This window comes from Micromonospora sp. NPDC005806, from assembly GCF_042871425.1.
Taxonomy (GTDB): domain Bacteria; phylum Actinomycetota; class Actinomycetes; order Mycobacteriales; family Micromonosporaceae; genus Micromonospora.
In genome coordinates this window covers 1-23331 of sequence record NZ_JBIAIL010000059.1, presented here as the reverse complement: position 1 = coordinate 23331, position 23331 = coordinate 1, and the positions used below count along the sequence as shown (strand labels likewise).

General features: G+C 71.3%; 29 protein-coding genes. 17 read left to right on the top strand and 12 right to left on the bottom strand.

What is annotated here, in order from left to right:
• Positions 1-9: 9 nt before the first annotated feature.
• Positions 10-579 (top strand): RNA polymerase sigma factor, encoded by a 570-nt coding sequence (locus tag ACFYOS_RS33780; protein ID WP_387150548.1) that lies wholly within the window; start codon positions 10-12, stop codon positions 577-579.
• On the top strand, positions 576-1268 hold the full coding sequence (locus ACFYOS_RS33775; RefSeq protein WP_387150545.1) for a hypothetical protein: 693 nt from the start codon (positions 576-578) through the stop codon (positions 1266-1268). Before ACFYOS_RS33780 ends, ACFYOS_RS33775 begins: the two co-directional genes overlap by 4 nt.
• Before the next feature lie 71 nt (positions 1269-1339).
• Here ACFYOS_RS33775 and ACFYOS_RS33770 read toward each other — a convergent pair whose 3' ends face one another.
• The 4 genes from ACFYOS_RS33770 to ACFYOS_RS33755 form a co-directional block, all read right to left on the bottom strand.
• Complete coding sequence (locus ACFYOS_RS33770) at positions 1340-2194, bottom strand: PPOX class F420-dependent oxidoreductase (protein ID WP_387150543.1); 855 nt, start codon at positions 2192-2194, stop codon at positions 1340-1342.
• Between the two features lie 53 nt (positions 2195-2247).
• Positions 2248-2619 carry a YciI family protein gene (locus tag ACFYOS_RS33765; protein WP_387150540.1) on the bottom strand — a complete coding sequence of 124 codons (372 nt, stop codon included), beginning with the start codon at positions 2617-2619 and terminating at the stop codon, positions 2248-2250.
• A 1-nt stretch (position 2620) separates the two neighbouring features.
• The gene (locus ACFYOS_RS33760) at positions 2621-3283 is read right to left on the bottom strand and encodes a DUF998 domain-containing protein (RefSeq protein WP_387150537.1); all 663 of its coding nucleotides are present in this window, start codon (positions 3281-3283) and stop codon (positions 2621-2623) included.
• A 79-nt stretch (positions 3284-3362) separates the two neighbouring features.
• Complete coding sequence (locus tag ACFYOS_RS33755; RefSeq protein WP_387150534.1) at positions 3363-4610, bottom strand: RNA polymerase sigma factor; 1248 nt, start codon at positions 4608-4610, stop codon at positions 3363-3365.
• A gap of 118 nt (positions 4611-4728) precedes the next feature.
• Between ACFYOS_RS33755 and ACFYOS_RS33750 the strand changes: the two genes are divergently transcribed.
• The 4 genes from ACFYOS_RS33750 (at position 4729) to ACFYOS_RS33735 (ending at position 7261) form a co-directional block, all read left to right on the top strand.
• On the top strand, positions 4729-5157 hold the full coding sequence (locus ACFYOS_RS33750; RefSeq protein WP_387150531.1) for a hypothetical protein: 429 nt from the start codon (positions 4729-4731) through the stop codon (positions 5155-5157).
• Positions 5151-5375, top strand: coding sequence for a helix-turn-helix transcriptional regulator (locus ACFYOS_RS33745; protein WP_387150528.1), 225 nt, complete (start codon positions 5151-5153; stop codon positions 5373-5375). The genes ACFYOS_RS33750 and ACFYOS_RS33745 overlap by 7 nt, the downstream gene beginning before the upstream one ends.
• Positions 5372-6337, top strand: coding sequence for an NAD(P)-dependent alcohol dehydrogenase (locus ACFYOS_RS33740; protein WP_387150526.1), 966 nt, complete (start codon positions 5372-5374; stop codon positions 6335-6337). The genes ACFYOS_RS33745 and ACFYOS_RS33740 overlap by 4 nt, the downstream gene beginning before the upstream one ends.
• A 498-nt stretch (positions 6338-6835) precedes the next feature.
• A complete protein-coding gene (locus ACFYOS_RS33735) occupies positions 6836-7261 on the top strand; it encodes a hypothetical protein (protein WP_387150523.1) in 426 nt (141 codons plus the stop codon).
• A 36-nt stretch (positions 7262-7297) separates the two neighbouring features.
• Here the strand turns inward: ACFYOS_RS33735 and ACFYOS_RS33730 are convergent, their stop codons facing one another.
• On the bottom strand, positions 7298-7630 hold the full coding sequence (locus ACFYOS_RS33730; RefSeq protein WP_387150521.1) for a DUF899 family protein: 333 nt from the start codon (positions 7628-7630) through the stop codon (positions 7298-7300).
• A 187-nt stretch (positions 7631-7817) separates the two neighbouring features.
• On the opposite strand from ACFYOS_RS33730, the gene ACFYOS_RS33725 reads away from it, so the two are divergent.
• The 4 genes from ACFYOS_RS33725 (at position 7818) to ACFYOS_RS33710 (ending at position 10194) form a co-directional block, all read left to right on the top strand.
• A complete protein-coding gene (locus tag ACFYOS_RS33725) occupies positions 7818-8009 on the top strand; it encodes a hypothetical protein (RefSeq protein WP_387150519.1) in 192 nt (63 codons plus the stop codon).
• 46 nt (positions 8010-8055) lie between these two features.
• Positions 8056-8424 (top strand): VOC family protein, encoded by a 369-nt coding sequence (locus ACFYOS_RS33720; protein ID WP_387150517.1) that lies wholly within the window; start codon positions 8056-8058, stop codon positions 8422-8424.
• 98 nt (positions 8425-8522) lie between these two features.
• Positions 8523-9422, top strand: a complete 900-nt coding sequence (locus ACFYOS_RS33715) for an alpha/beta fold hydrolase (RefSeq protein ID WP_387150514.1) — start codon at positions 8523-8525, stop codon at positions 9420-9422.
• Positions 9423-9459: 37 nt separating this feature from the next.
• Positions 9460-10194 (top strand): YqjF family protein, encoded by a 735-nt coding sequence (locus ACFYOS_RS33710; RefSeq protein ID WP_387150510.1) that lies wholly within the window; start codon positions 9460-9462, stop codon positions 10192-10194.
• A 33-nt stretch (positions 10195-10227) separates the two neighbouring features.
• Here ACFYOS_RS33710 and ACFYOS_RS33705 read toward each other — a convergent pair whose 3' ends face one another.
• From ACFYOS_RS33705 to ACFYOS_RS33695, 3 genes are all read right to left on the bottom strand, one after another.
• Positions 10228-11616, bottom strand: coding sequence for a hypothetical protein (locus ACFYOS_RS33705; RefSeq protein WP_387150507.1), 1389 nt, complete (start codon positions 11614-11616; stop codon positions 10228-10230).
• 100 nt (positions 11617-11716) lie between these two features.
• On the bottom strand, positions 11717-11884 hold the full coding sequence (locus ACFYOS_RS33700) for a hypothetical protein (protein ID WP_387150504.1): 168 nt from the start codon (positions 11882-11884) through the stop codon (positions 11717-11719).
• Positions 11885-12395: 511 nt separating this feature from the next.
• Complete coding sequence (locus ACFYOS_RS33695; RefSeq protein WP_387150501.1) at positions 12396-13382, bottom strand: hypothetical protein; 987 nt, start codon at positions 13380-13382, stop codon at positions 12396-12398.
• An 80-nt stretch (positions 13383-13462) separates the two neighbouring features.
• Between ACFYOS_RS33695 and ACFYOS_RS33690 the strand changes: the two genes are divergently transcribed.
• The 3 genes from ACFYOS_RS33690 (at position 13463) to ACFYOS_RS33680 (ending at position 15329) form a co-directional block, all read left to right on the top strand.
• The gene (locus ACFYOS_RS33690) at positions 13463-14062 is read left to right on the top strand and encodes a TetR/AcrR family transcriptional regulator (RefSeq protein ID WP_387150498.1); all 600 of its coding nucleotides are present in this window, start codon (positions 13463-13465) and stop codon (positions 14060-14062) included.
• A gap of 302 nt (positions 14063-14364) precedes the next feature.
• Positions 14365-14781 (top strand): hypothetical protein, encoded by a 417-nt coding sequence (locus ACFYOS_RS33685; RefSeq protein WP_387150496.1) that lies wholly within the window; start codon positions 14365-14367, stop codon positions 14779-14781.
• Complete coding sequence (locus tag ACFYOS_RS33680) at positions 14760-15329, top strand: hypothetical protein (RefSeq protein WP_387150495.1); 570 nt, start codon at positions 14760-14762, stop codon at positions 15327-15329. Before ACFYOS_RS33685 ends, ACFYOS_RS33680 begins: the two co-directional genes overlap by 22 nt.
• 179 nt (positions 15330-15508) lie before the next feature.
• Here the strand turns inward: ACFYOS_RS33680 and ACFYOS_RS33675 are convergent, their stop codons facing one another.
• A complete protein-coding gene (locus ACFYOS_RS33675; protein WP_387150493.1) occupies positions 15509-16282 on the bottom strand; it encodes a hypothetical protein in 774 nt (257 codons plus the stop codon).
• 38 nt (positions 16283-16320) lie between these two features.
• Positions 16321-17337 (bottom strand): MarR family transcriptional regulator, encoded by a 1017-nt coding sequence (locus tag ACFYOS_RS33670; protein ID WP_387150491.1) that lies wholly within the window; start codon positions 17335-17337, stop codon positions 16321-16323.
• A gap of 169 nt (positions 17338-17506) precedes the next feature.
• Between ACFYOS_RS33670 and ACFYOS_RS33665 the strand changes: the two genes are divergently transcribed.
• Positions 17507-18367 carry a helix-turn-helix domain-containing protein gene (locus ACFYOS_RS33665; protein WP_387150488.1) on the top strand — a complete coding sequence of 287 codons (861 nt, stop codon included), beginning with the start codon at positions 17507-17509 and terminating at the stop codon, positions 18365-18367.
• A 9-nt stretch (positions 18368-18376) separates the two neighbouring features.
• Here ACFYOS_RS33665 and ACFYOS_RS33660 read toward each other — a convergent pair whose 3' ends face one another.
• Positions 18377-19555, bottom strand: coding sequence for a phosphotransferase family protein (locus ACFYOS_RS33660; protein WP_387150486.1), 1179 nt, complete (start codon positions 19553-19555; stop codon positions 18377-18379).
• 132 nt (positions 19556-19687) lie between these two features.
• On the opposite strand from ACFYOS_RS33660, the gene ACFYOS_RS33655 reads away from it, so the two are divergent.
• Positions 19688-20281, top strand: coding sequence for a hypothetical protein (locus tag ACFYOS_RS33655; protein ID WP_387150483.1), 594 nt, complete (start codon positions 19688-19690; stop codon positions 20279-20281).
• On the opposite strand, the gene ACFYOS_RS33650 is transcribed toward ACFYOS_RS33655, so the two are convergent.
• On the bottom strand, positions 20269-21555 hold the full coding sequence (locus ACFYOS_RS33650; protein WP_387150480.1) for a hypothetical protein: 1287 nt from the start codon (positions 21553-21555) through the stop codon (positions 20269-20271). The genes ACFYOS_RS33655 and ACFYOS_RS33650 overlap by 13 nt on opposite strands.
• Positions 21556-21729: 174 nt before the next feature.
• On the opposite strand from ACFYOS_RS33650, the gene ACFYOS_RS33645 reads away from it, so the two are divergent.
• Both ACFYOS_RS33645 and ACFYOS_RS33640 read left to right on the top strand, forming a co-directional pair.
• Positions 21730-22167 (top strand): VOC family protein, encoded by a 438-nt coding sequence (locus ACFYOS_RS33645; protein WP_387150477.1) that lies wholly within the window; start codon positions 21730-21732, stop codon positions 22165-22167.
• A gap of 170 nt (positions 22168-22337) precedes the next feature.
• Positions 22338-23216 (top strand): IS5 family transposase, encoded by an 879-nt coding sequence (locus ACFYOS_RS33640; RefSeq protein WP_387150571.1) that lies wholly within the window; start codon positions 22338-22340, stop codon positions 23214-23216.
• Positions 23217-23331: the final 115 nt, after the last annotated feature.

The following is a 23331-nucleotide window of genomic DNA, read 5'->3' as shown; positions in this document are numbered from 1 at the left end:
TTCCCGGGTATGGAATCAGACAGCGCGGCCGCCCGTAGGCGTTTCGAGGAGCTGTTCGACGCCCACTACGCGGAGCTGACGCGTTTCGCGACACGTCGGGTGGGCGCCGACGCGGCTGGTGACATCGTCGCCAGCACCTTCCTCGTCGCCTGGCGCCGGTTCGCCGAGCTGCCCGCCGACCATTCGCGGGCCTGGCTGTACGCCACCGCCCGCCAGGTGATCGCCAACGAACTGCGGTCGCGTACCCGCCGGGACCGGCTGTCCGTGCGGGCGGCCACCGCCGGTGACGCCCGGGTCGAGGACCACGCGGGGCAGATCGATGAGCGGCTTCGGGTACGGGCGGTGCTCGCCGAACTCTCTCCCGCTGACCAGGAGGTCCTGCGGCTGATCGAGTGGGAAGGCCTGGAGGTGGCCGAGGCGGCGCTCGTCCTCGGCTGCCGCCCAACCGCGCTGAAAGTGCGACTACACCGGGCTCGGCGTCGCTTCGCCAGCCGGCTGCTGGCCACCGAGGACCGCGACACCTCGGCGGCCCGGCGCCCACGGTCATCCATCGTTGCCGGAGGGAGTACCAGCTCATGAACAACCTCACGACCACCGCCCTCGCCCGCCTACGGGCCGCCGACCCCGCCGTCACCCGGCCCGACCCGTACGGCCCGGAGGCCCGCACCATGCTGGCGCGTATCCTCGCGGCGCAGGACGCGCACCCGCAGGTCCGATCCCGGCACGTGGGGCGTCGCCGCCTCGCCATCGGTCTGGCCGGAGCGGCCGCGGCCGCCGCGGCGACGGCGCTCGTCGTCGCCGAGCCCTGGTCGACCGGGGAACCGGCGTCGGCCTACACCGTGGACCGGCACGCCGACGGGTCCGTCGCCGTGACCATCCGCCCGACCCAGCTGAGGAACCCCGCGGAGCTGAACGCCGCGCTCGCCCGGGCCGGCGCACGTACCGTCGCGATGGCCATGGTCCCAGCTGATCGGTGCACCACACCGCCGGACATCGACCCGGCGTTCCAGCTGCCGGCCGACCCGACCCCGGAGCAGGTCGCCGACCAACTGGCCAGGTCCCCGATCACCTACGAGCTACGCGACGACGGCGTCCGCATGGTCATCAAGCCGTGGCAGATCCCGGCCGCCGACACGCTCGTCGTCGGCTATGCCATCAGCACCAACCGCGAAGGCCGGACCACGCTCGTACGCCCAGTCGTCGTCGTGACGGCACCGTCCTGCCTGGGCGCTCCCGCCCCGGGCACCCGCCCCACCCCTCACCGGTGAGCCGTCGACTCACGGCCGGTCCGGTTCGCGTCCACACCGCGGGCCGGACCGGCCGGGGACGGATGATGCCGTCACCCGTGAAGGTCACTACTCGCAGCGGCTGAACGACGTCGAGGCCGCTGTGCCGTAGCGGTGGTGATCGGATGTCCGGTCGTTGCCAGAGTCAGCTCGAAGTGCACCGTCCGGCCGGTCCTGGCCCGCCCGAGCCGGTGCATCAGCGGCACCAGCACCCCGTGCAGCATCGGATGCTTCCGGCTGAGGGCTCGGCTGGCCGCCCGGTACTCCGCCCCGGTCAGCCGCCGCGCCTCCGCTTCCACGGCCGCCCCGGTCGGCTTCCCCAGCGTCGTCGACGGTGCCACGGTCACCCGCGGGTTGTTGCGCAGCCGCCTGGTCTTCCACGCCTTCTCGAAGCTGCGCACGTACGCCCGCTCCCCCACCACCGCGACGCTCACCGCCGTCGGCACGGCGCTCCCGTCCCGCTTGTACGTGGTCAGCACGACGGTCTTCTGCCGCAGCAGCGGCGCCCACTCGGGAGCGGGGGTGGGGTCGACGTAGCCGACCACCCACCCGAGCTGGCGCAGCCGGACGACCAATGCGGCCAGGGCGAGGACGGCGGTCAACCCGACCGCCCAGGTCTGGGCCGCGCTGCCGCCCAGGTCGGCGTCGATCACGTGCGACACCGTGTGGGCCACTCCGCCGACGACGTATCCGGCCAGGGCGACCGCCAGGGCGTCGGCCCAGATCAGCGCCAGCAGCAGGGTGGCCCCGATGCCGAGCTGGAACGCCCCGACGTCGTGCACGAAGTGCTCGTGCGGCGGGAACGCCACCGCCGAGCTGAACGAGTCCGGCCGGGTCAGCGCCCACACCCCGACCACCAGCGATGCCACCCCGAGCAGCGCGGCCACCCCACGTACGAGTGCTCTCATGCTCGTGGGACGGGCCGGCGGCCGGCGATGTGACGGCCGGGCCCGCCGCCTGGTCAGCCCTCGTGCGGGCCCTCACTCACCCGCCGCACGTCGACCTCGACGTCGATCCCGCTCTGGGTGAAGACGTCGACGAACCGCTTGGCCCACTCGACCGCCTCCTCCTTCGACCGCACCTCGACCAGGCCGAACCCGGCGATGAGTTCCTTGGTCTCGGTGAACGGCCCGTCGGTGATGGTGGTCTTGCCCTTGGTGGCGGTGATCCGGGCGGACTCCTCGCTGCTCTTGCACAGCCCCTCGGCGGCGACCAGGATCCCGGCCTTGGCGACCTCCTCCATGTAGGCGCCCATCCGCTTCATGAACTCCGGGCTCGGCTCGAAGGTGCCGGGAACGGACTCGTCCAGTTTGTGCATCATCATGTAACGCATTTCAGTGGTTCCTCTCGGTGATGGTGTGCAGGGAAACGGCGGTGAGCCAGGCGAAGACGAAGAACGAGCCGACAACCATCCGGACGCTGATGCTGTCCTGATCGGGCCAGGCCATGACGACGACCGTCGCCAGCGCGCTGAGCACCGAGTACACGGCCCAGCCGCGGGCGCCGAGGCGCAGCTGGCGGCGGCCGAACACCAGGCAGGCGATGGTCAGCGACCCGAAGGACAGCAGCGCCCCGACCCCGTGACCGTAGGAGTGCCAGCTCATCGTCTCGGGGTTGCCCTCCGGCGCGCCGGCCGGCCACCCCATGCTCGGGTCGGGACGGAGGACCCCGGCGACGATCAGGCCGGTGCCGAGGATGGCCACCAGCGCCGGCCCCCACGTCCCGGCGGGGCCGCCGCGCAGCGCCCGCCGGAGGCCGGCGGCGCCGGCGAGGGCCAGCAGCCCGGAGAGTACGAAGTTGCCGATCTGGATCCAGCCGTACTCGCCGAGGGTGAGCAGGCTCAGCGGCTGCCGGCTCAGGTCGAAGCCGTCCCGGATGAACGCCTGCGCGAGGCCCAGCCCCAGGAACAGCGGCCCGGCGGCGGCCCCCGCGGCGAGCAGGGCGCCGGTCGAGACACCCCGTGTCGTCCCGGCCTGGGTGAGCGTCGTACTGGTCATCTCGATCTCCTCGTCATCGGTGCTCTCACTGACGCGTCGATCGGGCCGACCCGGATCCGACATGAGTTTCCAAGATTTTTTAGGAGCCGCATTCTGCAGCTCGCGCCAGCAGCAGAGAACGCTCCCTGGCGTTGCCGGTCAGCGAAGCCGCCCGCTCGAACTCGGCACGCGCCTCGTCGTGCCGGCCGAGCTTGAACAGCAGGTCACCGAGCACGCTCGGGAGCAGGTGGTAATTCTCCAGCGCCGGCTCGTACTCCAGCTCGCGGGCGAGTTCGAGGCCCGCGGCGGGGCCGTCGGCCTGGGCGACGGCGACGGCCCGGTTCAGCTCGACCACCGGCGAGGGCACGAGCCGGAAGAGGTCCCCGTAGAGACCGGCGATCCGCGTCCAGTCGGTCTCCTCCGGGGTACGCGCCCGGGCGTGGCAGGCGGCGATCTCGGCCTGGAGGGCGTACGGGCCGGGGTGGTCGGTGCGGGCCCGGTCGAGGGCGGCCAGGCCGCGGCGGATGAGCCACTGGTCCCAGCGGCTGCGGTCCTGGTCGTTGAGGAGGATCGGTTCGCCGTCGGGGCCGGTGCGGGCGCGGGTACGCGACGCCTGGATCTCCAGCAGCGCGGCCAGTCCGTGCACCTCCGGCTCGTCGGGCATCAGCCCTTGCAGCAGCCGGGCCAGCCGCAGCGCCTCCTGGGCGAGGGTGGGGCGCATCCAGTCGTCGCCGGCGGTGGCGGAGTAGCCCTCGTTGAAGATCAGGTAGACGACCTCGAGGACCGAGTCGAGGCGTTCGGCGCGTTCGGCGGGGCCGGGCACCTCGAACGGGATCTTGGCGGTGGCGAGGGTCTGCTTGGCGCGGGTGATCCGCTGCCCGACGGTGGACTCGGAGGTGAGAAAGGCGCGGGCGATCTCGCCGGTGGTGAGGCCGCCGAGCAGCCGCAGGGTGAGCGCGGCCCGGGCGATCGGGGACAGGATCGGGTGGCAGGCCACGAAGATCAGCCGCAGCAGGTCGTCCTCGATGCGGTCCTCGACGGCGGCGTCGAAGTCGGGGATGTGCTGCTCGTCGAGGTCCCGGCCGAGTTCGGCGAGCGTACGCTGCTGGGTCTGCTTGCGGCGCAGCATGTCGACGGCCCGGCGCTTGCCGACGGTCATCAGCCACGCCCCGGGGTTGGCCGGCACGCCGTCGCGCGGCCACTGCTCGAGGGCGGCGACGAGGGCGTCCTGGGCGAGTTCCTCGGCCTGGCCGACGTCGCGGACGAGCGCGGCGAGGCCGGCGACGACCCGGCCGGCCTCGATCCGCCACACCGCCTCGACGGTGCGCCGCGCCTCGGTTTCACCCACGGGCACATCACAGCAGCCAGGTCGGACGTTCTCAAGGAAGTAAACAATTCTTGACATGGTGTCGACCGTGCTTGACACTCGATGGTGTCAAGAATTCTTTACCTCGGGGAGGGTTGGCATGGCCTTCGAGGAGAAACGCGCCTGGATCATGGGTCTCGTCGCGGTCGCCGGCTACGCCGCGTACGTGATCATCGTGCTCGGCCGCGCGGACGGGGAACCGCTCACCGACGTCCACTACGCGGCCCCGTTGCTGGCGACGGTGGCCGCCGCGACCGTCACGTCGATCGCGCTGAACATCGCCGTGTCGATCGCCTCCCCCGAGGGCGCCAACGAGAAGGACCAGCGGGACCGGGAGATCCACCGGGCCGGCTACCACATCGGGCAGTCCTTCACGGTCGTCGGCGGGGTGGCCGCCTTGGCGATGGCGCTCGCGAACTGGGACCAGTTCTGGATCGCCAACGTCCTCTACCTGTGCTTCATGCTGTCGGCGGTGGTCGCCTCGGTCGCGAAGATCGTCGCCTACCGGCGGGGCTTCCAGTCGTGGTGAAGCCGACCCGCGTCACCAACTCCATCCGATCGCTGCGCTTCGCCCACGACGAGATGACCCAGGCCGAGCTGGCCCGCCAGGTCGGCGTCACCCGGCAGACCGTCATCGCCATCGAACAGGGCCGCTACTCGCCGTCCCTGGAAATGGCGTTCCAGATCGCCGCCATCTTCGGCGTGCCGCTCACCGACGTGTTCCACTACCCGCAGGAGGAGTCGTGAAAGCGATCGTCCAGGACCGCTACGGCCCGGCCGACCCGCTCCGGCTGACCGACGTCGAAACACCCACCCCCAGGGCCGGCCAGGTGCTCGTCCAGGTACGGGCGGCCGGTGTCGACCCCGGCGTCTGGCACCTGATGACCGGCCTGCCCTACGCGGTCCGCCTCGGCTACGGACTGCGCCGCCCCCGCAACCGCGTCCCCGGCATGGACCTGGCCGGCGTGGTCACCGCCGTCGGGCCCGGCGTCACCACCTTCACCCCCGGTGACGAGGTCTACGGCACCGGCGCCGGCAGCTTCGCCGAGTACGCACTCGCGCCCGCCGGCCGGCTCGCCCCGAAACCCGCCAGCCTCACCTTCACCGAAGCCGCGGCCGTACCCGTCTCCGGGCAGACCGCGCTCACCGCCGTCCGCGACGCCGCCCGGGTACGCCCCGACCAGCGTGTCCTCGTCATCGGCGCCGGCGGCGGCGTCGGCTCCTACGCCGTGCAGCTCGCCCGCGCTGCCGACGCGCAGGTCACCGGACTCTGCGGCCCGACCAAGCTCGACCTGGTCCGCTCGCTCGGCGCGCACGACGTGATCGACTACACCCGCCACGACCTGCCCGACCGGCGGTACGACGTCATCATCGACACCGCGGGCAACCGGCCGCTGTCCCGGTTGCGGCGGATCCTCACCGCGAAGGGGACGCTCGTGCTGGTCGGCGGGGAGGCCCGCGACGGCCGCTGGCTGCAGGGCTTCGACCGCCAGCTGCGGGCGCTCGCGCTCTCCCCGTTCGTCGGCCAGCGGCTCGCGCCGCTGGTAGCGAAGGAGTGCACGGCCAACCTCGCGGCGCTGACCGGGCACATCGAGGCCGGGCAGGTCCGCCCGGTGGTCGAGCGCACCTTCCCGCTCACCCGGGCAGCGGAGGCGATCCGGCACGTCAAGGCCGGGCACACCAGCGGCAAAGTGGTCATCGCCAGCTGACCCACCCGACGCTGCGGTCGAGGGGGGCCGTCGCGACGCGGGCTCAATCGTGGGTTGCCGTGCGAGGAAGTCGGTGATGAGGGTGGAGAGTTCCTGCGGGCGTTCGGCGACCATCGCGTGGCTGGTGCCGGCGAGCTGCCGTACCCGCAGGGACGGCCTGTCCACTGTGGTAAGCCGCTCGGCGGTGGCCATGCGCGTCACCACGCCGACAAAATGCTCATCGCCGCCCTATTTACTGCATTCTGGCCACGATCGATCGACTTTGCTTGGGCATTGAGGCCGATCAGTGGCGACCGTATGGGACACCGAATTCACAGCGCATCAGTGGAATCACGCAAACAGGCCGTACCCGTGATGGCCAATTGCCGTGCTTACACATCGATTAGATGCAATTGAGGGGGCAAACGACGATGACGATCGCCGCTAGACTCTGACACGGATCAGTGATCCACATTGGCGTTCACGAGGGCCGCCAATGGATCTCCGTAGGGGGGAAAGATGAGACGACGTATCGCCGCAACGCTCGCCACGCTCACGCTCGGGACGGCCGCGGCTCTGCTGCCATCGAGCCCGGCCTTCGCAGCCAACGACAGCTTCTGGGCGTATACCACGGACCACTGCGGAGCGATCGAGTTCGTCGACAGTGGAACCTACTCGGACGGTTCGACAAACGACGACTTCTTCAAGATCCACGACTACTGCACCGACGGCCACGGCGTGCGGGCCACGGTGGTCTTCGACTACGAGTCGACCTACACCAAGTACAACGGGCTCGGCTACGCCGGTCCTCCCGTTTATTGGGACCCGTGGACGAACGTCCTCACCGGGGAGAACATCTCCATGGAAGTCTGCCTGGTCGACGGCGCAAGTGACACGACCGGCGCCAAGTGCGGTTGGGCCGACCACACCAGCATCGACGGCTGAGTAACTGAGGACGCGGCTCGCCTTGCATGGGGCGAATCACGTCCTCAGCGGCCCAGCCGTAGGTCGCGAACTGCGGCCAGTCGGCCGAGGAGTCCTCCCAATCCTCCCGGCGGCCATAGACGGTGAGATCCATGACGCTGTTGACGAAGAGCAGCTGGTCCACGCCGCGGTCGTGCTGTAGGTCCGGTAGACGTCGTCGCCGTCGCGCAGGAACGCGCTGAGCATGAAGCCGCCACTGGCGCCGCAGTCGTTGGAGAACGACGTGCCGTGGGACGAGACGAACGGCATTGACCAGCCCTTGCTGGCCTTGTATTCCTCGATCTGGGCAAGCGGCTTAAACGTGCACCAACTGACCCCGGCGTTTGCCATCCTGGTCGACTCTGCTGCTGAATTCGTGACACGCCGTCCGGATTGTTTTGGCTGGTTCTGGGGCAATGATCCCTATTCGCGGTCGTGTTCTCCTCGTTGGCAGCCGCGGGATGGGGTGCACGGGCGTCGATGCGGCCGCGGTCGCGGGTGCGGATTCCGGAGCTGACGGTGCTGGTGGCCCGGGCTCGTGGAGTGGCAGCTGCTGTGCGGCGCCGGGCCGGACCACGCCCTCGACCAACTGCGGGCGCTCGCAACGGCGGAGGCCGAGGAGGTGCTGGCGTACCTGTCGGCGATCGACCCGGAGGACGTGGCGGCGTTCAGCGTCGAGGAGCAGTCCGCCTGCCATGCGACCTACTATGCGGGCGGGGAAGTGTCGTAGGCGGCTCGTAGCCTGGCCGGGTCATCGACGATCGCAGGGAGGCGACGTGCTCGACCATTTCTCCGTCATGGTGCGCGACCTGCCGGCCAGCGCGGCCTTCTACGACGCGGTGCTCGCCCCGCTGGGCGCCCGGCGGATCATGGAACCCGGCCCGATCGGTTACGGCGTCGACCGTCCCGACTTCTGGCTGGTTCCCGCGCCCGCCGAGGCCGGCGCGCCGCTGGAGTCGCACATCGCCTTCACCGCCCCGGACCGGGCCGCCGTGCAGGCGTTCCATGACGCCGCGGTGGCGGCCGGCGCGGAGGTGCTGCACGCGCCCCGGGTCTGGCCGGAATACCACCCGACCTACTACAGCGCGTTCGTCCGCGACCCGGACGGCAACAACGTCGAGGCGGTCTGCAACCGGCCGGAATGAGCCGTCCGGCCGCGGCGAGCGGTGCCGCTCAGCACGTCGACCGGGTCGTTGAACCGGGTGCACGACGATTCTGACCTGCCCGGCGTCGCCGGCTGCCGGTGAGACGTGAGGAGGCGCGGCATCCGGTGTTCGACGGCTTCGAGGACCTGGACATCAGCACCACCGACAGCACCGTGCACGGACGGCGCGGTGGCGACGGTCCGCCGGTGCTGCTGCTGCACGGCATGCCCGAGACCCACCTCATGTGGCACCGGGTCGCGCCGCGCCTCGCGGAACGGTTCACCGTGGTCGCCACCGACCTGCGCGGCTTCGGCGACAGCGGCACCCCGCCCAGCACGCCGGACCACGCCGCGTACAGCATGCGGCGGGTGGCGGCCGAGCAGGTGGAGGTCATGCGGCTGCTGGGCTACGACACGTTCGCGGTGGTCGGGCACGATCGCGGCGGGCGGTGCGCGTACCGGATGGCCCTGGACCATCCCGACACCGTGACCCGCCTGGCGGTGCTCGACATCGTGCCCACCGGCGACGCGTTCGGCCGCGCGGACATGGCCTTCAGCCTCGGTTTCTGGCTGTGGTCGTTCCTCGCCGCTCCCGACCCGGTGCCCGAGCGGCTCGTCGCGCAGGCGCCGGAGGTCATCGTCGACTACATGCTCGACTCGCTGTCGGAGGTGCCGGGCAGCTTCCCCGCAGCGGTCCGGGCGGAGTACGTGGCGAAACTGCGCCCGCCGGAGAACATCCACGCGATCTGCGAGCAGTACCGGGCGGCGGCGACGCTGGACTACCAGCACGACGAGGCCGACCGCGGCACCAGACGCATCCGGTGCCCGGTCCTGGCGCTGTGGAGTGACGCCGGACCCGTCGCGACCTGGTATCAGCCCTTGGAGGTGTGGCGGTCCTGGGCCGACCAGGTCGACGGGGGCCCCGTCGCCGCCGGGCGCTTCCTTCCCGAGGAAGCGCCGGACGAGACGGTCCAGCGCCTGTTGGCGTTCCTCACCTGACAGCAGGCGCTCGCGGAGACGGGGCACGATTGACCACGTGGACATCGAGCCGGTGGACTGCGCGCCCACGAGGGCGTTCCGGTGGGCGTGCCTGCGGCAACGCTGGCAGGACCTGACCTTCCTGCACTGGGCCGTCGCGCCGGACCTCGTCGCGCCGCTGCTGCCCGCCGGCACCCGCCCGGACACCCTCGACGGCCTCACCTACGTCGGCCTGATCGGCTTCCGGATGGTGGGGCTGGGCCTCGGGCGCGGCCCGAGCGTGCCGCACTTCGGCAGCTTCTGGGAGACCAACGTCAGGTTGTACTCGGTCGACGACACCGGCCGGCGCGCCGTGGTGTTCCGCTCCCTCGACGCGTCCCGGCTACTGCCGGTGCTGGTCGCCCAGCTGAGCCTGCGACTGCCGTACAAGTGGTCGGCGATGCGAATGGACCGGGACGGGGACCGCTACACCTACCGATGCCGGCGCCGCTGGCCCGGCCCGGCCGGCGCGACCAGCCGGATGGAGGTCCGGGTGGCCGAGCCGATCGCCGACCCGACCCCGCTCGAGCACTTCCTCACCGCCCGGTGGGGCCTGCACACCCGGGCGTACGGGCGCACGCTGCACCTGCCGAACTGGCATCCACAGTGGCCGTTGCACCGGGCCGAGCTGCTGCACCTCGACGACGACCTGGTGACTTCCGCCGGGCTGCCGACGACGCCGGGGCCGCCGGTGAGTGTGCTCTTCTCCCCCGGCGTCCCGGTCGTGTTCGGGATGCCGGTTCCGCTGCGCTGACGCGGCATGGCCCGCGCTGCCGCATCCTCACGGTCAGAGGAGGTCGTAGGCGGCGGGTACGGGGGCGGCGCTGGCCATCGCCGGGTCGCCATCGGCGGTGGGCCCGTAAACCGGATCCCTCCGGCCGGACCGGTCGGGACAGGTGCCGTACCGGCCACCGACCATGCCGACCGTGCCGTCCCCGCACCGCACCAGGTAGCCGTGCCCGGACCAGAAGCCCTCCACGCAGGCGAACCAGCGGCACACGTCCGTGGCCGGCTCGTGGATCAGCGCGCCCCCGCAATAGGTGTAGCCGAGCGGGTTCTCCGGTGCCCCACACCGGTCCACCGGTGTCGGTGTCGGGGCCGGTGGGGCCGTCGGGGAGGGGGACGGCTGTGCCGTCTCGCTCGGCGCGGCAGGGCTCGGGGTGGGGACCGGGCCGGACGGCGGCCCGGTCTGCGGCGTCCGGCTGGGGGTCCGGTCCGCGGGATGTGGCACCAGCAGCTGCGGCAGCAGCACCGGGCCGCCACCCGCCACGCCCGAAGGTCCCGGGTCCAGGGCAACGCTCCCGGGCAGCTCGGGCTCCGCCGTTGGGCTGCCGCTGGCGGTTGGTCCGATCCCCGTATCGGCGGTGGGCGCGACAGCGACGCCACCCACGGTGGGCCGGGCGGTGGGTGGGCGGCTGGCCGGGTCCGGGCCGGTCGTCGTGGGGAGCGTGGCCACGGCAACGAGGAAGACTGCCGCCGCGGCGGCCACCGCCGTGCGGGTGAGGCGGGGGTACCCGGGTGCGTGGGCGGCGCTGACCAGCACCGGCGCCGGGGGTGGCGTCCGCCGGTTGGCGGCCACGGCCTCGTCGAGCCGGGCGAGGACGGCCGCCCGCTGCCCGGTGGCGTCGGCGTACGCCAGGGTCAGTCGTAGCCGGAACTGCGGTGCCGCGCCGCGGGGCACGCGGAGACCAGCCACCAGGACCCCGGTGGGTCCGTGCAGCAGGGTCACCGGCACTCCCGGGTGGTGGGTGAGACCGCCCAGCTCCGCGTAGGTCCACTGGCGGGTCCGCTTCCGTCCGATCAGGACGACGCGACGGTCGGTGACCACGGCGGTCCCGGCCTCGGTTACCCGGATGCCCGCGGGAAGGGGCGCGGCATCCGGGCCGATGACCGGCACCGCGGAGAGCTCGGCTCGGGGCAGGTCGGCGTGGCGGGGCACGGTGACCAGCCCGGTCGACGGCTGGACGGCGACCACGGTCTCGCCGGATGCGAGGTCCACGGGCACGACCGCCCGGACCGACGGCAACTCCTCTGCAGCCGCCCGCAGGCGCCGCAGGCGTACGCCTTCCAGGCACCAGGCCTCGACGGCGTCCGCGTGGGCGCGTCGCCGCCGTTCGTTCGCCCGGCTGGCCCAGCGCGCCCGCCAACCGGTGCCGATCCTGCCCGCATGGGTCACCCGGGGCCGCCTTTCACGAGGATCATTCACCCGGTACAACCAATGAAGCGGGCAACAGGAAACGGCGGCCGTGCCACGAACTGGTGGGCCGCTGCTGCGGTCAGCGGCGGGCAGGCCGGCGGTGCACTAGCGGGGTGGAGCGGCGCCGCAGCTCCCGGATCGCCTGCCGCAGCTCGAACTCGATCCGGGCGGCCTCGTACGCCTCGTCCGCGTCCGGATCCGCCGCCCGGCGCTCGCGCAGGTCTCCCCAGCCGGTGTGCTCCGCCATGGTACTCGCCTCCCCCGTCGCGGCATGCTGTCCGCCGCCTGATCGCACACCCGCCCAACGAGATGCCGGCCGCGGGGTCACTGTGGTTGTCGTCACATCCCAGGCACCCGGATATGGCGGGTCCACAGTGGTTCAATGCAGCGGGTCATGGGTGCCGCGCGGCACGTGCGGCTTGCACCGGCGGACCCGGTCGGCGGCCAGCCGTCCTCGAAGCACGCGGCAAGCGGGTCGAGGCCACCGTCACGCAGTAAGCGACGGCACCGAGAAGGGGCGCCACCTCTATTACGCGCTGGCGGATCCGGCGGGGACGCCTCCGTCGGTCCTGACCTCGCCAGGCGGTCTACCCGTCGTCGCACTCCAACCGCAAGGACCGCTCCACATACTGCCAGTGGGACGCGCTACCGGCCGACTTCCCCCACCACAAGCTGGTCTACCACTACTTCAAGATCTGGATCGCGAACGGAACCCTCCACATCGCCGGCGAAGGTCAAGCTGGCGCTGTCGCGTCGCTTCATAGCCGGAAGATCCGAACCACCAGCCCGGTGTCGTGCATGGTGTGCGGCGCGACGGCGTGGTACGCCCAGGCATGCACCCACGCGTTGCCGGTCCGTACCGTCAGCCAGGTTTTGAACGCACCGGGTAGGGCGTAGATGAGCAGCACGAACAGGATCGTCAGCACAAAGTCGTGCAGCGACCCGTACCGTCCCCAACCCTCGAACACATGCAGTGCCGCGTAGGTCAGACCGCCGAGGACCAGCGTGCCGGCCGTGGAGCCGGTGAGCCGTGCGTACCGGGGTACGAGGAGGCCCTGCACGAATATGACGGTGGGCAGGACGGTGCCGGCCAGGTAGAGCACGAACGTCAACGGTGCGCCGACCGCGATCTGCCCGGCCGTCAGCCCGGAGAACGCGTGGCCGAGCACCGCCCACTGGGCGAGCGACTCGAGAACCAGCACGACCAGGATGAGCACCACGTCTCCGCGGCGGTCCGCCGAGCGGAGGCAGAGTTGGTGGGTGGTGTACCGCCGGCGGAACCACAGGTATGGCAGCAGCGCGTAGGTCAGGCCGTTGTACGCGGCCCAGCCGATTGCCTCGGCCGGCCGGATCGGGTCGGTGGTGCCGACCAGTGTTCCGGCAAGGTGGAAGCCGATCGGATGCCAGTCGAGTGCCCGGCCGAGGACCAGGCCGCCGACCTGGGCGAGGATGCCGTACGCGATGAGCAGCCATATTTCGCGGTGGGCGGTGGGGCCCTGGGGGATTCGCTCGGCGATCGCCGGATCCGGTCGCCGGCGGGTGAGTGCATACCCGACGACGCCCAGCAGCAGCAGTTCGACCAGGGTGAACTGAGCGGCGATTACCTGGCCGGTCCCAGAAGGCGGGTCATGCTGCGCCGGCCAGTCGAAGGGCGCGTGGTTGGGCGCGAGGAGCAGCACGGCTCCATTGACGGCGATCCAGCCGATCACCGCGGCGGCCAGCCAGACCCATTCTCGACATGGCATCCGTCCTCCCCATTTTTGTAGCACGCCTGTGTTGTAACGGCAACGTAGCACGACTGTGCTATAAAGGCGAGGTGCCGAAGATGGTGGATGCCGAGGCCCGTCGCACGGAGCTCGCGGAGGCGGTGTGGCGGATCGTCGTGCGCGACGGGCTGGAGCAGGCATCGGTGCGCAACGTGGCGCGCGAGGCGGGCCTGTCCATGGGCTCGCTACGGCACTACTTCGCCACCCAGTCCGAGCTGCTCGGCTTCGCGCTGCGCCTGGTGGGCGACCGGATCGAGGCGCGGCTGCGGGCCGTGGACCTCACGGGCGACCAGCGACGCGTGGTGCTCGCGATGATCGACGAGATGCTGCCGCTGGACCGGCGGCGGCGCGGCGAGTGTGAGGTGTGGTTGGCGTTCACCGCTCGGGCGGTCGTCGAACCGAACCTGGCCAGCCTCCGTGCGGAGATCGACGCGCGCCTCGTCGAGGCGTTCCAGATGATGATCAGGCGGTTGGCCGACAGCGGCGCGCTACGACCCGACCTGGATCAGACGGTCGAGGCTGAGCGGCTGTACGCGCTCGTCGACGGGGTGATCCTGCACGCCGTCCTGCGCCCCAGCCGGATGCCGGGCGCGGCTGGCAGGGCCGTTGTCGCCGCGCACCTTGCGCGGATCGCGCCCAGCGACCCGGGCGTTGCCTGAGCGGGATCCGCCGTGATGGACCGGACCGAGCCGGTGTTTCTCGCTGGCCTGGTGAGAGGGGCGTCTGTGTGCCGTCGAGCCGCACTGAGAGCCTGGAAAGTAAGGGTTTTAGGCGCGTTGGTGTCGGGCGAAGCGGCCCGTGATCGATTGTGTTTGCGGCGGGCGGGTACGTCGCTTAGGTTCTCGGGCACGCCGTTGAGCTGGAAGGAGGTCGGAACAATGTCCGATGTTCTGCGCCCCCTCCGCGTCCCGGCGTCCACGCGGATCTGACCCGGGGCGTCTGCTGCCCGGAGGATCAACCTATGACCGAGCTGGTCATCCGTTCGCTTGTCGCGGGCGAGGAAAGTCTGTTCGGTTCCATGCCCGATCCGCTGCCCCAGCTGCGTCAGGTCAGTTACGCCGACGGCATCGCCGGCGGCGGCTACCGGCCTGAGAACACCTGGGTCGCCCTCCGAGCCGGCCGCGTCATCGGCCGGGCGGCCTGGCTCCTGCCGCCCGGTGCCGCCGGCGCTCCCCGGCTGGAACGGTTCGACCTGGCCGCCGAGCCGGAGGTGGGCGCCGCGCTGCTCCGCGCCGCGCACAAGGCACTCGGCGGTCCAGGGTTGTACTACGCCGCGTTGCCGGCGCACTGGCGGCGCCTGCCGGAGGTACTCGCCGTGGTCAAGGCTCCGATGGCCGCAGCCCGGTTCGCCGGCTCGTGGAGCGCGGTGAGCGGCTGAGATGCTCCTGGACGGGTACGCCCCTGCCGGCGTCCTCCGGGCGGTACACCTTCCGCCCGGCGGCCGACGCGGCGGAGATCAACGCCCTGGTCAACCGAATCGCGGAGCCGGACGTGCTGACCGGCATGGAGATAGCGCGGGCCGTCGGCGGCGTGGATCTGGCCACCGATCCGCTGGCCTGGCTGACCGGGCCGGTCGAGGGCTGGCGCGTCGCGTTGCAGGCCGGAGAGCCGGTTGGCCTGGTCGGAACGGCTGGGGATGCCTGCTATCCACTTATCGCCTACCTCGGCCTGCTCGACGAGGCCGTCCGGGGTGAGCTGCTGGCTGAGGCGGTCAGGGTACTGGTCGCTGGCGGCGCCCGGGAGGTGGTGGCCGATGTGGACGCCCACCGGGTGGCGGTGGTGGCGGAACTGGAACGGACCGGGTTCCGGCAGTTGCGGTCACGGGTCCTCTTCGCGCCCGCCGCCACTCCACCGTCCGGCTCGGCCGTCACGTCCGGCGCGGCGGTCGCTGCCGGGTCCGTGGCCGGACCGGACGGTTCGGAATAGCTCATCCAGGGTGCGCCCCGGCCCTGCCGGGGCGCACCAGCGAGAAGAGGCCAAGGTCGCAGCAGTCCGGCCGTCGCCGTCGCAAACGTCGCAGGTCTCGCAGTCCGAACTTCTTCTTGTGGCGCCGCTCCCGCTTCAGGTTGAGCGATGGTGATTGGTCGAGGTCCGGGCGGGGTCGATCATGCAGGTCGGGCGACGATACGAGCTATCAGCGCCTGCATGCGCGTCCGGTCCGCGGACGATGCCGACACCTGGGTAAGACCGGTCGCGCCGGGGATTCCGAAGAAGCGATGGAGTATGTGGGCGGAGTCCCGGCCGGTGGCACTGGTCGGCCAGGTCTCTGCGGTCAGCCCTGCAGCTTGAGCGGCGTTGAGGAGGCGCCAGAGGTCGATCGCGTCCTTCGCGGCGAAGCGACCTCGGTAGGCCAGAGCCTTGACGCAGAGCGCCGAGACGAGGTCGGGAAGCCTCACCTGTAGTGCCAGCTCGTCGGCGTTCGTCAGCCGCACCTGCAGGTGGACCAGAGTCGCCGGGCGGTGTAACGCGAGAACGAGCCCGGGCACCTCGTCCACAACCAGATCGCCGTGACGTTGGTTCGGCACCAGCCTGTTCTCGAAGGATGGAGCGAGAATGTCCACGACGAGGTTCAGCGGCCCGTGGTTGTCCTGATGTTCGCGGATGAAGCGGTTAGCGGCATCTGTGCGGTGATAGCCGCAATCGGCGAGGGCTCGAGGAAGCCGAGGATCTGCGATGACCGCGGGCAGTGCCGCGAAGTCAGCATCGAGGGTCTCCCGCATCGGCACCTGGCCGGCGACGCCATGCGCCGCGGTAAGAAGAGTGACCATGTGTCCGCCGACGATCCGGTGGTCCAACGCCAACTCCGCGGCGATCGACGACAGGTCCGCCAGCGTCAGAAATCCCGCATCGGCGGCGCGGCTTGTCGAGGTCAGCGCCAAGACGTCGAATGGCACAGAACCGCGTGATGTCGGTCCAGTCATGCTGCGTGACCTCCGGTGGTCCTTTGACGGCGGTCACGCAGCACTCGCTGCAAGTGCCGTGCTGCCTCATCGGTGTCCGGTCCTGGGACGCGCGCTACGTCCCAGAGAATCTGCAAGGGATCCGCCAGCGGCAGGCTCCGTGGTGGTTTCTCCGGCGTCGGGCCCAGCCATACGCCGGGGTCCTCGGGCACGATCAGTTCCACTGTTGCGTCTGCGGCACCGGCCGGTGCGAAACCGGCCCTGGTCAGGTCCACGCCGGTCTGGGTGTAGACGACTGCCCGTCGCGGGCTTCGCCACGGGGCGATGTGGTCGGCAGCCACGTCACCGGAGATCGCAGTTCGCCCGTGGTCACCCCTTTTCAGCATGCTGACGACCATGTCCGCCTGCTCCACCGGTGGTTCCAAGCCGTACCAGAGGGTTCTCAGGCCACGCGGTCCCGGGTACGAGCGCAGCCACCATTCGACGGCTGCGTCGAAGTCAGTGACGTCCCAGCCGGCCGGTGTGCGGTGCACGAGACCTTGTTCTGTCAATGCGGCGAGGGCCTGTGACACGCGTGGCTGGGAGACGCCGGTGACGGCTGCCAACTGCTGCTGCCCGGACCAGGGCCGCTGTATCAACCTGCGCACCAACGTGTAGGTGCCCCACGGCACACGACCGGGCCGGGCGCGTTGGGACGGCGACTCGGCGTCCCTCCCCCCGATAGGTATCAGCTGGCCTGCCACTCGAAGAATGCCCGTGGCGTCTCGCCCGTCATCGATCAGCCAGGACCAGCCGGCGGCCTCGACCGCAGCTCGGACAGCGGGGGTGGCCGCCGGCACAACGAGGAGGACCGGCTCCCGGTGCCGGCGTTTCATGTCGGCGATGTCGCTGGGGTTGAGGGCAGCCGGCGAGCGCACCACACGAAGAACGTCGCGGTGAGCGCCACGGCGTAGCTCGGCGTGTTCGGCGTCAAGTGGGATCACCACGATCCCGGCATCGACCAGGGCGTTCCACACCACCGTCGATATAAGCATTATCCGGCCTCCTCAGATAATACTTATAACACAAGCTTGTGACCTGGGTGAGGCAGTCGGCCGATCACCTGCTGAATTCGGCAGACCCGACCGGAACGGGCCCGGCGAGGTCGGGTCGGCGGCATACCTGACGCATAGCGTCGGTGGCGGAAACAGGAAGGAGCATCGGGTGCTGGAGCGGCTCAACCAGGCCATGAACCACCTCGAACGGCACCTCGACCAGCCCCTCGACGTCGCGGAGCTGGCGCGGATCGCCTGCGTGTCGGAGCACCACTTCCGGCGGCTCTTCTCGGCGCTGGCCGGGATGCCGCTGTCGGAGTATGTGCGCCGACGGCGGCTCACCGTCGCGGGCGCGGAGGTGCTGTCCGGGGAGGCGGCACTGCTCGACGTGGCGGTCCGCTGGGGGTACGGCTCGAACGAGGCGTTCGCCCGGGCGTTCCGGGCCGTGCACGGGGTCGGCCCGGGTGAGGCCCGGCGTACGGGGGCGACGCTGCGCGCCCAGCCCCGGATGTCCTTCCGACTCGTCGTCGAAGGGAGCACCAGCATGGAGTACCGGATCGTGGCGAAGGACGCCTTCCGGCTGGCCGGGCGGAAGGCCCGGGTGCCGCTGGTCCATGAGGGGATGAATCCGCACATCGTGGCGTTCATCAAGGGCATCGATCCGGAGACCGTACGCCGGATCGAGGCGCTGTCGGACCAGGAGCCGCGCGGGATCGTCAACGTCAGCGACGACCTGGCCGGCTCCCGGGCGGAGGGCACCGAGCTGGACTACTGGCACGGGGCGGTGACCGGGGCGGACGTGCCGGACGACCTGGACAGCCTGCCGGTGGCGGCCGGCTCGTGGGCGGTGTTCACCACGTCGGGGGCGTTCCCGCAGGCGGTGCAGTACCTGTGGCGGGACGTGTTCACCCAGTGGTTCCCGTCCAACCCGTACGAGAGCCGTCCCGGGCCGGAGATCTCGAAGGTGCGGGTGGCGGCAGACGGGCAGACCGCCGACGCGGAGCTGTGGATCCCGGTGCGGCGGGTCTGACCGGGTAGCTCAGCTGGCCCCGAGCGTCTGCGCCGCCTGCTTCAGGCAGGCCGGCACGTCGTGCACGTGGTACGGGTGCTCGCTCGGCTCGATGCCGGCGAGGAACATCGCGTACACGGCGGCCATCCGCAGCGGCGCGACCGGGCGGAGCAGGTCGACGGCCCGGCGCGGGTCGCTGCCGGGCACGTCGGCCCGCCAGCGGGCGATCCAGGCGTCGAGCAGCGACGCGGCGCTCGCCGGTTCGAGGGTCTCGGTGAGGCGCAGGATGTCGAAGGCGGGGTGCCCGACGAACGCGTCGCCCCAGTCGATGACGGTCCGTCGCGTGCCGTCGCCGCGGACGTTGCCGGGGTGCAGGTCGCCGTGCACGAGGGTGTCGGGCAGGCCGCAGTCGCGGACCTGGTCGAGCCGGTCGTCGAGGCCGGCGAGCAGGTCGGCCACGACCGAGAGGTCGTGCGGGGCCAGCCGGTCGCGGATCCAGCCGGCGAGCACCGGCCCGCGCAGATCGGGTACGCCGGCGGCGAGCAGCGCGCTGACGTCGGCGGCGGCGCGGAGCTGGAGACGGTGGTGGTCGGCGGCGATGGCGGCCCGTTCCGCCTGGTCGGCGGCGTAGCGGTCCTCGCCCGGCACGTGGTCGAGCAGGATCCGGCCGGCGTCGTCGGCGGCGAGCAGGGTCGGCGCGGTGTCGGGTGCGGCGGTGCCGAGCCAGCGCAGCACGGCGGCCTCGTGCCGGAAGAAGGGCGGCACCTGCTTGAGCCACGCGCTGCCCCGCTCGCCGTCGAGTCGCCAGATCGCGGAGAGGTTCCAGGTGCGGTGCTGGGCCACGGCGGTCACCGGGCGGCCGAGCCGGTCCAGCTCGGCGGTGGCCCAGGCGAGGCTGCTGGCCGGGCCGCCGGGCTCGGCCCACGGGGCGCGCAGCGGGTGCGGCGCGAGGTCCACGGAAACCGGTGCCAGCTGGCGCACGGGCGCGTCGATCACTTCGGCGAGGTAGGTGAGGTGACCGCCGGGCGGTTCGGGGCGGTCGGCGGCGAGCAGCCGCAGCACGGCCACGTCGACGCCGTGCCGGCGGCGGGCTTCGTCGACGATGGCGCCGACGTGCTGCCACCAGGGTTCCGGCACGTCGTACGGGGGGAGGGCGCCGAGCGGCGCGCCGGCGGCGTCGACCAGGACGAGGGTCACGGTGCGGGACACGGGCGGACGGTAACGCCGGACGGCCCGGGACGGCGAACGATTAACCCTCAGCCGGATCGGGGTCGGGCGGTCCGGGACGGGTACGGGTTCGACCCGGATGTCCACGGCCCATCCGGCGGCCAGGCTGAGCCCATGACACTCACCGATACGCCGCGGCGTACCTCGTACCCCTGGTTGCGGCCGACCGGCGTGACCGCCTCGCTGCTGCTGCTCGGCTACGGCCTCCTGCGCCTGGTCGACCGCTTGGACGGGCAGAGCGACAAGGGTGCCTGGGCGTGGAACACCGGGCACACCCTGTTCCTGTTCGGCATTGTCGCGTTCGGGGCGCTGATCGTGGGGCTGCACGGCCTGTTGCGTACCGTCTCGCCCCGGCTGCGGGCGGTGGACGACATCGCCGCGGTGGCCGGCCTGATCGGCGCGGCCGGCTTCATCTTCGTGATCCTCGGCGACCTGTTCCCGCGTTTCGCCGAGGCGGTGCCTCCGCCGGACGTCGTGCTGCTGGGCGGGCCGATGCTGTTCGAGTTGGGCCTGCTGGCGCTGCTGGTCCGGGCCGTCGTGCTGCGGCTGCTGCCGTTGTGGGGGCCGGTGCTGGTGCTGGCCGGGTTCGTCGCGATCGCGGTCGACCTGGATCTGCTGCCGGTCGGCGCCGCGCTGGTCTTCGGTGGGCTGTTCCCGCTGCGGACGCGCGCCGTGGGCAGTGAGGGCGGACCCGATCAGGCGGCGTAGACCGGGCGTCGGGTGCCGCCATGGCCGGCGCACCCCCCACCCTTCATACCGGTCCTGCTGATCAGATCGTCCTCGCACTGGACCAGGTTCCCGTTGCCGTCCCAGAGGTTGTCGACGCAGGCGAAGTAGTCGCACACGTCCGAGGCAGGGTTGTTGACGTAGGAGCCGCCGCAGTAGTTGTAGCCGTACGGGTTGGGCGGTGCCCCGCAGCGGTCGGCCGGGATGGGGCTCGGTGAGGTGGACGGGCTCGGCGCGGGACTCACCGTCCCGCTCGGCGACGACGAGGGTTGGCCCGGTGGTTGGCCAGCGGCCGGCGTGGGCGTCGTGGAGATGGGTGCGGCGGTGCCGGGTGGCGCACCCGGCAGCTGATCGGACGTCGTGCCGGCGGTGGGGGGAGCGGTGGCGCTGCCTGGTGCGCCGAGACCGCTGGATGCGGACGGGACCCCCGGGTCGGTGGGTTCCACCCCGGTGCCGCCGTCCACCTCCATTCCGACCACGGGCCGGTCCGGGGCGGACCCGTGGACCACGCTGGCAACCGCGGCGATGGCCAGCGCCACCGCGGCGGCGGTGACCAGGGCCGGCCGGACGAGTCGAGCGGTGAGCGGGGCGTCGGCGGGCGTGGCCGGCGTCGGGACCGGTGGCTGGTCGTGCCAGTGGTCCACCACCGTGTCGTCGAGGCGGTCCAGCAGCGCCGCGCGCGCTCCCGTCGCGTCGGCGTAGGCCATGGTGAGTCGCAGCCGGAAGGCGGACGCGGCGGCTCGGGGCACCCGCACGCCCCGGATCCGGCCCGGGCGCTTCGTGTGGAGCATGGTGAGCGGGTCGCCGGGGTGGTGGGCGATCCCGCCGACCTGCGCGTACGGCCACTCCTCCTGCTCGTCGCGCCCCAGCACGATCAGCCGCCGGTCGGTCACCACCGCCGTGCCGGCGTCGACCACGCTGACGCCCTTCGGCAGTCGGGTCGACCCGTCCTCGACGGGGACGACGGTCAGCTCCGCGGTGGGCAGACCGTTGAGGTGCCGCGCGGTCACCTCGACGAGTTCCGCCGAGGGCTGCACGGCCAGCATGATCTCGTCGTCGTCGAGCTGCACGGGCAGCCCCGCCGGCGGCTTCGCCGGCTGAGTGGGCTCCTCGGCCTCGGTGTAGAGCTGGCGCAACTCCTCGTCGCGGCGGCGCCAGGCGTCCAGAGCGGTGTCGTACGCCGTGCGCCGCCGCTCGTTCTCCCGTCCGACCCACCGGGCCCGCCAGCCACGGGCCGCACCGTCTTTCGCCGTCACCAAGTCGCCTCGCTCATGAGGGGCTTCCACGTCCACCCTGTACAACCGCCGGTGTCCGGGAAGGACACGCTCAGGCATCGGCAGGTTTCGGCTCGTTCGGGGTGGCTGATCGGTGGAGGCGCCGTCGAACCAGGTGTCGCCCGCAGGGCCCGGGGCGGAGGTACGGTCGCCGACATGGACCAGCGCATCAGTCTGATCACCCTCGGCGTCGCCGACCTGACCCGGGCCCGCACCTTCTACGAGCGCCTCGGGTGGCGCGGCCAGGAGGTCGAGGAGACCGTGTTCTTCCAGGCCGGCGGCCTGGCGGTGGTGCTGTGGGGGCGGGACAAGCTCGCCGACGACGCCGGCCTGGACGACCGGGGCACCGACGGGTTCGGCGGGGTGGGCCTGGCGCAGAACGTGCGGAGCCGGGACGAGGTCGACGAGCTGCTGGGTCGGGCGGCCGAGGCCGGGGCGACCGTCACCCGGCCGGCCCGGGAGACGTTCTACGGCGGGTACGCGGGCTGCTTCACCGACCCGGACGGTCACCTGTGGGAGATCGCCTGGAATCCGGGCTTCCCGCTCGGCCCGGATGGCTCGCTGACCGTGCCGGACTTCGGCGGCACGTCCTGACGCCGAGGGGTTGCTTCGCCAGGGATCGTCCACCTAAGGCGTGTTTCAGAAGTCGTGGTTGCCGGTATGGGTCACGGCGTGGCGGTGGTCGATAGTTGAAGAGGTCTCCGGTAGATGGTTCAGCGACCAAGCTAGAACTTCACACCGGAGACCTCGTGGCCACCTTAGCGGTGACGAGGCGGCACGACCTCACCGACGCTCAGTGGCAGCGGCTCGCTGTGCTGCTGCCTGCCGTGTCGGGCAATGGCCGTCCGCCGAAGTGGGACAGACGGCAGCTCATTGACGGGATCCGGTGGCGGATCCGGATCGGGTCGCCGTGGCGCGACGTCCCGGCCGAGTATGGTCCCTGGCAGACGGTCTACGGCCTGTTCCGCCGTTGGCAGCGTGACGGAACCTGGGACAAGATCTTGTCCGCGTCGCAGGCCGCCGGTGACGCGGAAGGCCGGATCGCCTGGACGGTCAGCGTGGACTCGATGACCAGTCGCGCCCATCAACATGCCGCTGGCGCCCGTATCGACGGCCACCTGCAGAAGGAGTCACCCGGCGGGGTGCACGACGAGCCCGCCGATCACGCGCTGGGCCGGTCCCGTGGCGGACTGACCACCAAAACCCATCTGGCCTGCGAGCAAGGACAGAAGGTTCTGTCGATGGTCGTGACCGCCGGGCACCGTGGTGACAGCCCGCAGTTCATCCCGGTCCTACGCCGCATCCGGGTCACCCGCCTCGGGGTGGGCCGACCCCGGACCTGCCCCGATCTGGTCCTGGCCGACAAGGCCTACACCAGCCGTGGCAACCGCCGCTACCTGCGCTCACGCGGGATCAAGGCATGCATCCCGAGCAAGAAGGACCAGGACGCCCACCGCAAGGCCAAAGGCTCCCGCGGCGGTCGCCCACCCGCGTTCGACAAAGACCTCTACCGGATGCGTCACGCCGTCGAGAACGGCATCGCCCGGCTCAAACGCCATCGCGGCGTCGCCACCCGCTACGACAAGTTGGCCGTCCGATTCCAGGCCGTCCTGACCATCGTCATCATCTGCGAGTGGCTCTGACCGGCTTATGAAACACGCCTTAGCTTGATCTTTAACCTGTGCGGCGTGGCCTCGGGTTATTCGAAGTCTTCGTTTTCTTCGTGCCGCCTTTCGGCTTTGTGCTGGTGGTGGCGGT